Here is a 14229-nt window from a genome sequence, read left to right on the forward strand (position 1 = left end):
GCGGACTCATGATGATCCTTCGCCCAATCCAGCAAAATGATTACTCAGCATTACTGAAAATTGCCCACGAATCTGGGCATGGTTTTACGTCTTTGCCATTAAACGAAGAACTATTGCAAAAGAAAATAGACCATTCTGTAAGTTCATTTGCTAAGCAAACGTCACAACCCGGTGACGAAGGCTACCTGTTTGTTCTTGAAGATAGCGAAACCGGTGATGTTGTAGGTACGTCTGCAATTGAAGCTGCGGTAGGGCTTGATGATGCATTTTATCATTATCACTTAAGTAAAGTGATTCACTCTTCGCGCACATTAAACGTATACAAAGCGGTTGATATTTTAACGCTATGTAACGACTACACAGGCGCTACAGAGCTTTGCACATTGTTTTTAAAAGATGGCTATCGTAAAAATTGTAATGGTAAGCTACTTTCCAAAGCGCGCTTTATGTTTATAAAGCAGCATCAAGAGCGTTTTGCACAAACAGTGATTGCAGAAATGCGCGGTGTGTCTGACGAAAACGGCAGTAGCCCTTTTTGGCAGTGGCTTGAAGAGCACTTTTTCTCAATGGATTTTCCAACAGCCGACTACCTAACAGGTATTGGCCAAAAGGTTTTCATTGCTGAACTAATGCCTAAATACCCAATTTATGTAAATTTGCTAAGTAAAGATGCGCAAGCCGTAATAGGTAAAGTACACGACAACACACGCCCAGCAATCGAGTTATTAAAAAGCGAAGGTTTTACGTTTAATGGCTACGTAGACATTTTTGACGGCGGCCCAACGGTTGAAGCAAAAGTAGATAACATTGCGACGATTCGTAATGCAAATAACTTTAACGTTGAAATTGGCGAAATGACTGGCGACACCATGGTGTTACTAGCTAACGAAAAGCTTGAAGATTTTAGAGCAACCGTTGCACCAATGACATTTGACGAGCGCGCAAAAAGCCTTATTTTATCGCAAGAAGTAGCAGATGCATTGCATTTGCAAACTGGCGATATTGTTAGTGCAACCACGATTTAATTTAGGAGAAAGTATATGACTCATCCTGCACAATTTATTAATGGTCAATGGTCACAAGGCCAAGGCACAGAATTTAATTCAGTAAACCCTGCAAATAACGACGTTATTTGGCAGGCATCATCAGCAACTGCGGCGCAAGTAGACACCGCAGTAAATGCAGCGCGCGAAGCGTTTTATGCATGGGCTGATAAAAGCTTTACTGAGCGTTTAGAAATAATTAAAGCATTCGCAGCGCAATTAAAAGAAAACAGCGAAGAGCTCGCTATTACTATCGCACAAGAAACAGGTAAGCCACTGTGGGAAACGCGCACAGAAGCGGGTGCTATGGTTGGTAAAATTGCCATTTCTGAAAAAGCATTTTTAGAGCGCACTGGCGATGTAGAAAACGCAATGCCACTTGGCCGTGCGATGATTCGTCATAAGCCACATGGGGTTGTAGCCGTATTTGGTCCGTATAACTTTCCGGGTCACTTACCTAATGGCCACATTGTGCCAGCGCTTTTAGCAGGTAACACGGTTGTATTTAAACCGTCTGAACTCACTCCTAAAGTTGCCGAGCTTACGCTTAAACTGTGGGAAAAAGCAGGCTTACCAGCCGGTGTAATTAACCTAGTTCAAGGTGAAGTAGAAACGGGTAAAGCCCTTGCTGCTCACAAAGGGATTGATGGCTTGTTCTTTACGGGTTCTTCGCGTACTGGTCATATTTTACATGAACAGTTTGCGGGTCAACCGGGTAAAATTTTAGCGCTAGAAATGGGTGGTAATAATCCACTTATTATTACTGACGTTGAAGACACTAAAGCGGTTGTTCACGATATTATTCAATCAGCGTTTATCTCAAGCGGCCAGCGTTGTACATGTGCACGTAAACTATTTTTACCTAAAGGTAGCAAAGGCGATGCAATTTTAGAGCGCCTTATCACTGCAACTAAAGCGATTAAAGTAGGCAACTACGATGATGCAGACCAGCCATTTATGGGCTCTATGATCTCATCAGCGGCAGCAGCGGGCATGGTTAAAGCGCAAAACGAGCTTGTTGAGCTTGGCGCTCAAGTATTAGTAGAGCTTGAGCACACAGCCAATACCGGTTTTGTAACACCAGGTATTATTGAGTGTACAAATATTAGTGATTTCCCAGATGAAGAACATTTTGGACCACTTTTAAAAGTATTCCGCTTTGACGACTTTGACCAAGCCATTGATAAAGCAAACGATACAACCTTTGGTTTATCGGCTGGTTTATTAAGTGATAGTGCAGCAGATTACGACCATTTTTTACGTCGTATTCGCGCTGGTATTGTTAACTGGAACCGCCCAATTACTGGCGCATCAAGCGCAGCACCATTTGGTGGTATTGGCGCATCGGGCAACCACAGAGCAAGCGCGTATTACGCAGCTGATTACTGTGCATACCCAGTTGCTTCAGTAGAGCTTGAAAAAGTAGCGATGCCAGCAACACTAAGCCCAGGCTTAAAAATAGATTAAGTAGTAATACTACTTAATCATTATAAAAGCAGCTTCGGCTGCTTTTTTTGTATTGCTATCGTACAAGGCTAGTAATTATCGACTCTTTCTGCTTAAATCAGCATAATTAAATATATTTAGGTGGTTCGCATAATGGTTTTAGATAGGCAAGGGTACGATGATTTGATCATGTATCTAACTCAAAATTTAGCATTGTTTGAGAAGCCAGGCGAAATAAAACCAGGCGCTCCAACAGTAATGGAATTAATCGAAGACGTTATTGCACAAAATGTGATGCTTATTTGCGAGCAGCACACAGACCTCAACACAGAGCAGCGTAGTCAAATTGTACGTGAAGTTGATGGCATAGTTTACGATTTAGAAGAAGTCCTCAGCAGCATCACCTCACAGCCTGTCACGGTTGAACAGCATGCCTTTATAGATGAATTTGCAGGTTTAGTAAAAAACCTCTTTGATAGCGCTTTAGCACAACAATCTTAGCCATTTTATAGCCCTGCGTTGCATTTTCATTTGCAACTACGGCTAAGTTGCTTACAATCAAGAAAATATTTTTTTGAGATATAACAATGCAAGCAAATGTAAAATGGGTTGAAGGCGATACGTTTATTGGCCGTTCTAATTCTAACCACAATGTTGTGTTTGATGGCGGCAGCGATAGCGCAGCACCAAGCCCAATGGAAATGGTTTTAATGTCAGTTGGCTGTTGCTCATCAGTTGATGTGGTTAGTATTTTAAAAAAAGCTAAACAAGATTTTTCAGACGTACAAGTGCAACTCAGTGCAGAACGCGCCGAAACAGCACCGCGCGTGTTTACCAAAATCAACTTACACTTTGTTGTTAAAGGCAATAATGTGTCTGAAAAGCACCTTGCACGTGCAGTTTCACTCTCTGCTGAAAAGTATTGCTCGGTTGCATTAATGCTTGATAAAACAGTAGAAATTACGCATAGCCACGAAGTTGTGCAAGATCAAGCAAAATAACGCTTTTTCCACGAGGAAAATTCGTATAAAATCCGCGAACTTTTCATTCTGCAGGTGCAGAACCCACTAATTTATAGGTTGGTTTATTATGAACAAACCCTTCGATAAACTTAAACTTCATGGCTTTAACAATTTAACCAAAAGTTTAAGCTTTAGTATTTATGATATTTGTTACGCAAAGACCGAGCAACAACGTAAAGAATATATTGAATATATCGATGAGCAGTACAGTGCAGATAGACTAACCGATATTTTAGGTGAAGTTGTTGATATTATTGGTGCTAACATTTTAAATGTAGCGCGCCAAGATTATGAACCGCAAGGCGCAAGTGTAACTATTTTGGTTTCAGAAGAACCAGTAGAAGAGCAGCAAAATTACGATGCTGACGAAGCACCAGGCCCATTACCTGATTCAGTTGTTGCACACCTAGATAAAAGCCATATTTGTGTACACACATACCCAGAAGCTCACCCTGATGATGGTATTTGTACATTCCGTGCTGATATTGAAGTATCTACCTGTGGCATTATTTCGCCACTTAAAGCGTTAAACTTCTTAATTCATAGCCTTGAGTCAGACGTAGTAACAATAGACTACCGCGTTCGTGGTTTTACCCGCGACATAAACGGTGTTAAGCACTACATTGATCATGCTATTAGCTCGATTCAAAACTTCATGACAGAAGATACAAAAGAAGCGTACCAGATGATGGACGTGAACGTGTATCAAGAAAACCTGTTCCATACTAAAATGATGTTAAAAGAAACCGACTTAAATACCTATTTATTCGGCCTTTCTACTGATGAGTTATCGGACGAAGAAGAAGACGAAATTCGCTCTAAGCTGACTCGCGAAATGCAAGAAATATTCTATGGCCGTAACCTGCCAGATACAGAATAATAGCAACGAATTAAATTAAAAATGGCGCTCAGTGAGCGCCATTTTTTTATGGCTAAAAAAGCCCAGCTAATTAAATTAGCTGGGCTTTTGAATATATAGCGTATTAATTAATCATGCTGTAAATAAGTGCAAATACAGCAAGTGAACCAACCGCTAATATAAATAGCGTGCTTAATCGGTTACGGTATTTATGAAGTGCAGGCACTTTATAAACTGCAATCATTGGCATGATGAATAAAATCATTGCGATGATAGGGCCCGATAACTGATCCATCATGTCTAAAATACTTGGGTTTTTAACAGCGCAAAACCAAATAGCTAAAAACATAATTAACACACCAATTTTATCAGCCGCTTTTGCGCTTAAGCTTGTTTGTTTAGTTACTAAACCCGTAAAGCTCTCACGTGCCCCTAAAAAGTGACCCAAAAACGACGATGTAATAGCAATAAAGGCAACAAGCGGCCCAAGTGTGGCAATAAACGAGTTATCAGTAATATTAGCAAGGTAGGATAAAACCGATACGTTAGCGGCTTTAGCCGCTGCCATTTGCTCGCCTGTAAGCGACAGCACGCAAGAGAACACAAATAACAGTACAAAGGTAATAAGTAGTAAGCTAGTGCGCTTTAAAATCGCCTCAGACTTATGTGTAGCTTGTTCGCCGTAATGACCGCGTTGCACGTTTACAAAGCTTGAGATAGCCGCTGCGTGGCTAAACGAAAACACAATAATAGGAATCGATAACCACAACGTTTTTCCAAAGCTGCCCATTTCAGGCAGTGTCATATCTGGCATTTGCCAGCTAGGGATTAAATAAAGTGATAAAAAGAACAATATACCCACAAGCGGATAAACTAAAATAGCAAAGGCACGCAGCATTAAGCGCTCTCCGCCCATCATTAAGCTAATCATACCTGCAACTAATACACCCGAAAGCAACACGCGAGAAGGTGATTCCATCCCCATTTGATTAACCATAAAGCTATCAACGGTATTAGTTAAGCCCACACCGTAAATAAGCAAAATTGGGAATATAGATAAAAAGTATAATAAAGAAATTAACCGCCCCGCAGTCACACCAAAGTGCTCTTCAACTACATCGGTAAAATCGGCATCTTTATTTTTTGATGAAAGTACAAAACGCGCTAATCCACGGTGTGCACAAAAGGTCATTGGAAATGCTAAGCATGCCAAAATAATTAACGGCCAAAAACCGCCAATGCCAATATTAATAGGTAAAAATAAAATACCCGCACCAACGGCGGTACCAAAAAGGCTTAAAGTCCACTGCGTATCGTGCAGGTTCCATTTAGAAGTGGGTGTGTTTGAAGGTGTGTGTGCACCTTTTGTTGATGCATTTGAAAGCGTTGCATCTTGAGATGTTGTCATGTGTGTGTTTATCCATTATTTAAATAATAATCGCGCGCAAGAATATAGTTTTTAGCTAAAAATTTCATGTTTTGAGAGGATTTGTAGACTAATTAATTAGACCAAATTGAAGGGTAAGTGTCATGAATACGAAACAGCGGTGTAAAAGTGAGCAAACCCTTAAGCGGCAGAACCACATTATAATTTTAAAGTAGGTTGGTTTGAGCGCAGCGAAACCCAACACGCTATAGTGTCACGCGAGCAACAAAGGCGAGGTAGGCGGTTTTCATAACGTAAAAATAGGGGAAGGTCATTTTATTGGCTTTCATTTAAAAATCAGAATCTGCAGCGAAAAGCTGTTAAGTAGAAGCCATTGATCTGAACTTCATAAGAGATTTTTATTAAACTCCGTTATACTTCCTGTAATTGAATATGCCAAACGAAGTAAATAGGCCACTAACTGCAATGAGCAAAGAGATTCTCTTCCATACTACTTTTGCGCACGAAACCAGTAAAACATGGGTTGTATTTGTCCATGGAGCAGGTGGTAGCTCGGCAATTTGGTTTCGTCAGCTTAAAGCCTATAAAAAAGAATATAATGTGTTGTTGCTAGATCTTCGTGGTCACGGTAAATCGAATAACTTAGTACAAAACTTTGTTGATAATAATTATTCATTTAATAATGTCTCTAGAGACATTATCGATGTGTTAGATCATAACAATATCACCAGCGCACACTTTGTTGGTATTTCATTGGGCACAATTATTATTCGAAATATTGCTGAAATTGCGCCGCAATATGTTTCTAGCATGGTGCTAGGTGGAGCGGTTACTCGTTTTAATACTCGCAGTAATACATTGGTTTATTTAGGTAATACTTTTAAACACTTCCTGCCTTATATGTGGCTGTATCGCTTATTTGCTTTTATTATGATGCCTAAAAAGCGCCATAAAGAATCTCGACTTTTGTTTGTTCGTGAAGCAAAACGCTTGTGCCAAAAAGAGTTTATAAAATGGTTTAAATTAGCCATGGATGTAAACCCTTTAATGCAATACTTCAAAGAAAAAGACATTGATATTCCCATTCTGTACATTATGGGCAAAGAAGATCATATGTTCCTTGGCCCTGTTAAAGAAATGGTAAAGCGCCATAAAAACAGCGTACTGCAAACTATTCACCATTGCGGCCATGTCTGTAATGTGGAGCGCCCAGACTTATTTAATCAGCACTCGCTTGCTTTTATCGCCCAGCAAAATCGTTAAGGGTTGTAGAAGGAATAGAATCGGTACATTCTTTTTTGATTTTCGCCCTAAACTCAAAACAAGACCTGATCCTAAAGGAGTTATTCTGAGTGGGGTACGTAGTAATCGAGAAGGTAATAAAAACGCATAGCTTGCTTGCACATCCCTATTGATAAGCAATGTTTACATTAGAGCTTTCTGATGTGAATATAAGATTAGTTTTTTTGAGTTGACCTTTCAATGCTGGAATCGGAGAAGAATACATAAATGGAATTTAAATCACATAAAATAATTATTGATCCAAACGACCCTTTTGAGAATGACAAGCTTGGACGAAAACCTCATGTCGAAAACTTTACTACACTCCTCAAAAACATTAGCTCACCGATTGTTTTATCCGTGAATGCTCCTTGGGGGCAAGGTAAAACTACATTTTTGGAGATGTTAAAAGCTAACCTACAAATAAATGATTGTTCGGCAATTTACTTTAGTGCCTGGGAAACTGATTTCGTTAATGATCCACTGCAAGCATTTCTGGGCGAGGTTAATAAAAAAATAGAGTCTCTTGTTGAGGGAGATAAAGAGAAAAGTAAAGCATGGGTTAATGCAAAGAGTGCAGGTGCACAAATTTTAAAAAAAGGTTTACCCGTGTTAGTAAAGCTTGCTACTGCTGGAATAATTGACGCTGAAAAAATAATTGAAGCTGAAGCAGCCAAATTCACGGAGGGGTTATCTAAAGATTTTTTGGATGATTATACAAAGAGTAAAGAGGCTATTACTTCTTTTAAAGAGAATGTATCAAAAGCTTTAAAAAATGGAGATGGAGCTACAAGCCAATTATTTATTATTATTGATGAATTGGATCGGTGCAGACCTACTTATGCAATTGAGTTACTAGAGAGAATAAAACACCTTTTAGATATTGAAGGTCTTGTATTTGTAATTGCAATGGACAAACTTCAACTGTCTCATAGCGTTAAAGGGGTCTATGGTGCAGGGTTTGAAGCAATGGGTTATCTTAGGCGGTTTATTGATATTGAGTATATTTTGCCTGAGAGTGATTTAGACGCATTTATTGAACAGCTTTATAAAATATTTGAGTTTGATATTTTCTTTCAAAAAAGAACTCAATACCAATCATTTAGATACGAAAAAGATCACTTAAAGAATACCTTTAAATTATTGGCGAAAGCTAAAAAACTGTCTTTAAGGGAAGTAGAGCAGTTATTTGCGAAAGTAAATTTAGTAGTTAAATCTACAGCGGAAGATGTATATCTTTACCCTGACTTGTTAGCATTCTTGATTGTTGCTAAAGAGTACTATTACGAAAGTTATAGTGGGTATATTAATGGAGGAGATACACCAGAAAAGCTGATTAAAGTTCTTCATACAATAACCCCTAATTTGAAATCAATAGATTCTAGAGCGTGCGCAGTAATTGAAAGCTCTTTAATTGGAGCAAAAAATGATAGCTACCACGGTAATATTGGAGAAGCACTAAAGTACCATGAAGATATAAGTTCTGATGAAAGTGCTAGTACAGAAGAACAGAGCTATTCATATGATGTAGTACAATTAACAAAAAGTTTTGACGGGTTTCGAAATTCGATTGATCTAGAGAGTTTAAAGCAGAGGATAGAAATGCTAGAAAGCTTCAAATTCAATAGTTAATATAAAGTCCTATTGTAGTTAAAGCTATCACTTGTCTTGCTGACAACTGATAGCTAACCACTAAAAACTACCCTTACTCTTCTATTGCACTCACTACAAAATACGGATTTAAGTACTCATCTTTAGTGTTATAAATAAGCGGGCTGCCATCAAGCTTAGTGACTTTAGCACCGGCTATTTCGGCGATTGCATGGCCTGCGCCTGTATCCCATTCGCAAGTTGGACCTAAGCGCGGGTAAATATCGGCGCTGCCCTCAGCTACTAAACACAGTTTTAGTGAGCTGCCTTTAGACACCATTTCAACCTCGTCAAAGCGTTTTACAAACTCGGCTAAATCGGGTGATGGGTGCGAGCGGCTGCCTACAACTCGAATTAACCCTTTGTTAGGTTTGGTAGTTACCTTAAGCTCAATTCGCTCATCGCCTTTATCTTTAAATGCGCCAATGGCTTCGGCGGCTAAGTACGATACGCCAAGGGCAGGTGCATCTACTACGGCTAAAATAGGAATGCCGTTTTTAATTAGGGCGATGTTTACGGTAAATTCACCGTTCTTTTTGATAAATTCTTTAGTGCCGTCGATTGGGTCAACTAACCAGTAGCTTTTCCACGTTTGGCGTACATCCCAGCTTATGTCGGCGTTTTCTTCACTGAGTATTGGAATATCAGGTGTGAGCTGTTGAAGCCCTGCCACAATCAGTTTATGAGCTGCTAAATCGGCGTCGGTTACGGGGCTTTCATCGGCTTTGTACTCAACGTTAAAATCCTTTTCGTAAATTCCCATTATCGCTTGGCCTGCTTTGCGGGCAAGGATGAGGGTTTCTTCTAGCAGTTCGGTTTGATTCATGGGGTTAACCTATATTATGTGCTTTTGTTTTAGATACGTTATCAGTTGTGTAACCGATTGGTCTAGGGTGTTTTTACTTGTATCTAAAATTATTTCTGGATTGTTTGGCACTTCGTAGCTTGAATCGATACCAGTGAAGTGTTTTATCTCTCCAGCGCGGGCTTTTTTGTATAAGCCTTTTGGATCGCGGCTTTCGCATACATCCAGTGGGGTATCGATAAATACTTCGATAAATTCGCCTTCGTCTACTAAGCTGCGCACCATGTCGCGTTCTGCTCTAAAAGGCGATATAAACGCAGTAAGTACTAACAAGCCAGCGTCGGTCATTAGTTTTGCGGTTTCGCCTACGCGGCGTATGTTTTCAATGCGGTCTTCGTCGCTAAAGCCTAGATCTTTACACAAACCGTGGCGTACGTTGTCGCCATCGAGCAGGTAAGTGTGCGTACCTTGCTGATTAAGCGCCGCTTCTAGTGCGTTTGCTACGGTGCTTTTGCCAGAGCCTGAAAAGCCGGTAAACCATAAAATAGCGGGCTTATGTTTTTTTTGCTCACTACGCTGTGCTTTTGTCGTTGCGTAGTTATGCCAAACTATATTTTCATCCATAGTGAGAGTCTCTTATGCTGTGAGCGCAGGTATTAAAACGGAAATACCAGCGGGATCAGGGTTAATACCGTGATTGAATAAATAATAGAAAGGGGTAAGCCCATCACTATGTAATCTTTTAAGCGATAGTTACCCGCGCTATAAACCATTAGGTTAGTTTGATAACCAAATGGCGATATAAAGCTGGCTGATGCGCCAAAGGCAACCGCCATAATAAACGGTAGTGGGTCTACATTAAAACCAACCGCGAGCGAGTAAGCAACAGGGAACGACAAGGCAGCTGCTGCGTTATTAGTAATAAGCTCGGTAAATAATACGGTCATTAAAAATATGGCAATAAACGCGCCGTACGGACCAAAGTCGCCAAGTACCATAAACATGGCGTCGGATATTTGCCCGGCAAGTCCGGTGCCTATCATTAATTTAGCAAGGCCAATGGCGCTACCTACAACCACCAATAACTCGATAGGGAAACGGCGTTTTACTTCGTTAAGTTTTATGGTGCCGCTGAGCATTAAGCCAATCAGTAACACTAATAAGCCTTTAACTAGCGGCACTATGCCAATAATGCTTAAACCCAGTACTGCAGCAAAGCTTAGTAGCACAATATTTGATTGCTTAGGTGCAAGGTGGGCTTGTAAGTCAAACCCTGAAATATACACAAATTCGCGCTTTAAATTAGGCAAAGTGTAAAAATTTTTGCCTGGTGCGAGTATAAGTGAGTCGCCAGCTTGTAATTGCACTTGCCCAAGGCCGCCCTGTAAGCGGTCGTGTCCACGGCGAATGGCAATAACGGCTGCATGAAACTGCTCTCTAAAGCGGGCTTCTTTTACGGTTTTACCAATAAATTTTGAAGATTGACTTACAACTACTTCTACTAAGTGTTCTATGTCTTTTTGATGATTTTCGTGTACTACTTTTAGGCCGTCGAAACGGGTAAGTAATGGCACCGATTTTATGTCACCTACAAACAGCAGCACGTCGTCTTTTTGAATAATTTGCAGCGGGGTGACTGCGCAAATGCGGCTGCCATCGCGAATGATTTCAGCAAGGAATAAGTCTTTTAAATCACGTAGGCCGTTTTCTTCTACGGTTTGGCCTATTAATTTTGAGCTTGCTTGTACTTTACCTTCTAGGTAAAAAGGCACGACTTCTTGGTCGCTTTTACCGTTGTCGGGTAAGTATTTAAGCATCACTAAAATGGTAATTAGGCCTACGCTTAACGCGCCTAAACCCACTAAGGTAAAGTCAAAAAAGCCCAGCGGTTCCATACCCGCATCTACTGCAAAGCCATTAACGATTAAGTTGGTTGATGTACCAATAAGCGTGATAGTGCCGCCCAAAATAGCAGTGTACGACAGCGGTAATAATAGCTTTGAAGGGGAGTGATTAGGATTGTCTTTTATCGCGGTAATAAGCGATGCAACAACGGCGGTATTGTTAGTAAACGACGATAAAAAGGCGGTTGATAACCCCAATTTTGTTACCGATTTTACTAAACTACCTTTAGATAGCGATTGCGCTAACTTTTGAATTAGGGTGGTTTTTTCTATTGCGGTCGATACTAACACCAATAGTACTAAAGTGATAAGCGACGGGTTAGCGTAGTTAACTAGCATACTTTCAAGATCGATTAGCCCTGCTAAGTAGCTGGTGCCAATAGCGCTTACAAATAACCATGCTGGATTAATACGGGTGCCAAAAAGGCACCCGACTAAGGTAAGCATAATGCCTGTTAAAACGAGCTGTTCTACCATGCTTTTAAATTCCTAACAGGCTAAAGTTAACTTATAACTTAGAAATATCAAGCGCTTGCCAATGCGGGAAGTGCTTGCGTACTAAGCTGTTAAATTCAACTTCAAATTCGCTAAAGTTACTTTGCTTTGTTTGGCTTTGCAGTACTTGCTCAATCATACCGGCAGCAACAGTTAGGTTTGATAAGCGATCGATTAGGATAAACGAGCCTGTTTCGTGATTGCTGTGGTACTCGTCTGCCAAAATAGTTTCGGTTAGTTCAAGCGTTACAATCGCAATTTCGTTTAACTGCAGTGAGTCGCTAGTGCCGTGCTCAAGCGTGTTTACATCAATTGTGTAGTCAATCTTTTTAACAATAGCTGAGGTGTTTTTGCTACCTAGTTTTAGGTTATAGCTTTTACCTAACACTAATGGCGATTCATGCATCCACACAATTTTAGCTTGCAACTGGTTAGTTACAGCGGCCGTTGAATTTGCAGGTACGATTACATCCCCTCGGCTAATATCAATTTCGTTATTTAGGGTAACGGTAATTGCTTGGCCTGCTTCGGCGCTGTCTAGGTTGCCATCAAAGGTAACAATTTCTTTAATGCTTGATGTTTTACCCGACGGTAATACTCTTATAGCATCGCCTACGTGCATCTTGCCCGATGTCAGTGTGCCCTGAAAACCACGGAAGTTTAAGTTAGGACGCACGACATATTGCACCGGTAGGCGCGCTTCAAAGCCTGTATCTATTTCGGCTGCTGGCGAATCTTCTAGTAACTCTAGTAGCGGCTTGTCGGTGTAATACGGTGTATGTGCAGAGCGTGTTACTACGTTGTCGCCTTTAAGCGCCGACATAGGCACAAACTTAATGTTTGATACGTTAAGTTGCTCAGCAAATTTAAGGTAATCGGCCTTAATTTTTTCATACACGGTTTCGTCAAAATCAACGATATCCATTTTATTAACGGCAACAACAAACTGCTTAATGCCCAGCGAGTCACAAATAAAGCTATGGCGCTTAGTTTGTACTTGTACGCCGTAACGCGCATCAACCAAAATAATGGCGACATCGCTTGTTGATGCACCAGTTACCATGTTGCGCGTGTATTGCTCGTGCCCAGGCGTGTCGGCAATAATAAATTTACGCTTAGCCGTTGAAAAGTAACGGTACGCTACGTCAATCGTAATGCCTTGTTCACGCTCAGCTTGTAGGCCATCAACTAATAAAGCAAGGTCAAGATCTTCACCTGCATTACCTACTTTTTCGTTATCTTTATGAAGGGCTGCTAGCTGATCTTCATAAATTTGGTGGCTGTCGTGCAGTAGGCGGCCAATCAGTGTTGATTTACCGTCATCTACGCTGCCACAAGTAAGCATGCGTAATAAGCTTTTGTCTTGTTGGCGTGCTAGGTAGGCGTCTATGCCTATTTCTTTTACTTCGTTAAATGTATCGTTATTTTGGCTAGACATTAAAAATACCCCTCACGTTTTTTCTTCTCCATTGAGCCGGCTGAATCATGGTCAATAACACGACCTTCACGTTCAGATGACGTAGATAGCAGCATTTCTTCGATGATTTCGGTTAAAGTACTTGCTGTTGATTCAACTGCACCGGTAAGTGGGTAGCAGCCTAATGTACGAAAACGTACAGATTTCATTTGCGGTACTTCACCTTCATTAAGAGGCATACGCTCATCGTCAACCATAATTAAAGTACCGTCGCGCTCAACTACTGGGCGATCTTTAGCTAGGTACAATGGCACCATTTCGATGTTTTCTTGATAAATGTATTGCCAAATATCAAGCTCAGTCCAGTTAGATAATGGGAAAACACGAATGCTCTCACCCGGATTAACTTGGCTGTTGTAGGTATTCCAAAGCTCTGGGCGTTGGTTTTTAGGGTCCCAACGGTGGTGTTTGTCGCGGAACGAATAAACACGCTCTTTTGCGCGTGACTTTTCTTCGTCGCGGCGTGCGCCACCAAATGCAGCATCAAAGCCGTATTTATCTAGCGCTTGTTTTAAGCCTTGGGTTTTCATTATGTCGGTATGTTTACCTGAGCCATGCGTAAACGGGCCTACGCCCATTTCAATGCCTTCCGGGTTTTTGTGTACCAGTAGATCAAAGCCGTATTCTTTAGCTATACGGTCGCGAAACTCAATCATTTCACGAAACTTCCAGTTGGTGTCTACGTGTAATAACGGAAACGGAATTTTTGCAGGGTAAAATGCTTTACGCGCTAAGTGCAAAAGTACCGACGAATCTTTACCAATAGAGTAAAGCATTACTGGGTTCTCAAACTCAGCGGCGACTTCGCGCATGATTTTGATACTTTCAGCTTCAAGTTGCTGAAGGTGAGTTAAAGCCAT

At 40.8% G+C, this 14229-nt stretch carries 13 protein-coding genes; 7 read left to right on the forward strand and 6 right to left on the reverse strand.

Translation table 11 applies throughout. The features are described 5' to 3' along the window. Nucleotides 1-8 precede the first annotated feature (8 nt). The 5 genes from astA (at nt 9) to speD (ending at nt 4391) form a co-directional block, all read left to right on the forward strand. Complete coding sequence (gene astA, locus H5089_RS14270; protein WP_024597056.1) at nt 9-1025, forward strand: arginine N-succinyltransferase; 1017 nt, start codon at nt 9-11, stop codon at nt 1023-1025. 15 nt (nt 1026-1040) lie between these two features. Further along, on the forward strand, nt 1041-2510 hold the full coding sequence (gene astD / locus H5089_RS14275) for a succinylglutamate-semialdehyde dehydrogenase (protein ID WP_024603338.1): 1470 nt from the start codon (nt 1041-1043) through the stop codon (nt 2508-2510). A 132-nt stretch (nt 2511-2642) separates the two neighbouring features. After that, nucleotides 2643-2990 (forward strand): DUF3802 family protein, encoded by a 348-nt coding sequence (locus H5089_RS14280; RefSeq protein ID WP_002958862.1) that lies wholly within the window; start codon nt 2643-2645, stop codon nt 2988-2990. 86 nt (nt 2991-3076) lie between these two features. Then, a complete protein-coding gene (locus tag H5089_RS14285) occupies nt 3077-3490 on the forward strand; it encodes an OsmC family protein (protein ID WP_002958863.1) in 414 nt (137 codons plus the stop codon). Between the two features lie 88 nt (nt 3491-3578). Next, nucleotides 3579-4391: an adenosylmethionine decarboxylase gene (speD, locus tag H5089_RS14290; protein WP_024597058.1), complete on the forward strand. Its 813-nt coding sequence runs from the start codon at nt 3579-3581 to the stop codon at nt 4389-4391. 103 nt (nt 4392-4494) lie between these two features. On the opposite strand, the gene H5089_RS14295 is transcribed toward speD, so the two are convergent. Next, nucleotides 4495-5778 (reverse strand): aromatic amino acid transport family protein, encoded by a 1284-nt coding sequence (locus tag H5089_RS14295; protein WP_182712482.1) that lies wholly within the window; start codon nt 5776-5778, stop codon nt 4495-4497. A gap of 444 nt (nt 5779-6222) precedes the next feature. On the opposite strand from H5089_RS14295, the gene H5089_RS14300 reads away from it, so the two are divergent. Together H5089_RS14300 and H5089_RS14305 are read left to right on the forward strand one after the other, a co-directional pair. Continuing rightward, nucleotides 6223-7020, forward strand: a complete 798-nt coding sequence (locus H5089_RS14300) for an alpha/beta fold hydrolase (RefSeq protein ID WP_182712483.1) — start codon at nt 6223-6225, stop codon at nt 7018-7020. A gap of 246 nt (nt 7021-7266) precedes the next feature. After that, nucleotides 7267-8670, forward strand: a complete 1404-nt coding sequence (locus H5089_RS14305; protein ID WP_182712484.1) for a P-loop NTPase fold protein — start codon at nt 7267-7269, stop codon at nt 8668-8670. Between the two features lie 73 nt (nt 8671-8743). Here the strand turns inward: H5089_RS14305 and cysQ are convergent, their stop codons facing one another. The 5 genes from cysQ to cysD are packed head-to-tail and all read right to left on the reverse strand — an operon-like array spanning nt 8744 to nt 14229. Then, the gene (cysQ, locus tag H5089_RS14310) at nt 8744-9514 is read right to left on the reverse strand and encodes a 3'(2'),5'-bisphosphate nucleotidase CysQ (RefSeq protein ID WP_182712485.1); all 771 of its coding nucleotides are present in this window, start codon (nt 9512-9514) and stop codon (nt 8744-8746) included. A 9-nt stretch (nt 9515-9523) separates the two neighbouring features. After that, complete coding sequence (gene cysC / locus H5089_RS14315; protein ID WP_007378439.1) at nt 9524-10117, reverse strand: adenylyl-sulfate kinase; 594 nt, start codon at nt 10115-10117, stop codon at nt 9524-9526. Nucleotides 10118-10149: 32 nt separating this feature from the next. Beyond that, nucleotides 10150-11874 carry an SLC13 family permease gene (locus tag H5089_RS14320; protein WP_182712486.1) on the reverse strand — a complete coding sequence of 575 codons (1725 nt, stop codon included), beginning with the start codon at nt 11872-11874 and terminating at the stop codon, nt 10150-10152. A gap of 31 nt (nt 11875-11905) precedes the next feature. Beyond that, a complete protein-coding gene (gene cysN, locus H5089_RS14325) occupies nt 11906-13330 on the reverse strand; it encodes a sulfate adenylyltransferase subunit CysN (RefSeq protein ID WP_182712487.1) in 1425 nt (474 codons plus the stop codon). Beyond that, complete coding sequence (gene cysD / locus H5089_RS14330) at nt 13330-14229, reverse strand: sulfate adenylyltransferase subunit CysD (RefSeq protein WP_002958873.1); 900 nt, start codon at nt 14227-14229, stop codon at nt 13330-13332. Before cysD ends, cysN begins: the two co-directional genes overlap by 1 nt.

The sequence above is a fragment of the Pseudoalteromonas sp. SR45-1 genome (genome assembly GCF_014163655.1).
Classification (GTDB): domain Bacteria; phylum Pseudomonadota; class Gammaproteobacteria; order Enterobacterales; family Alteromonadaceae; genus Pseudoalteromonas; species Pseudoalteromonas distincta.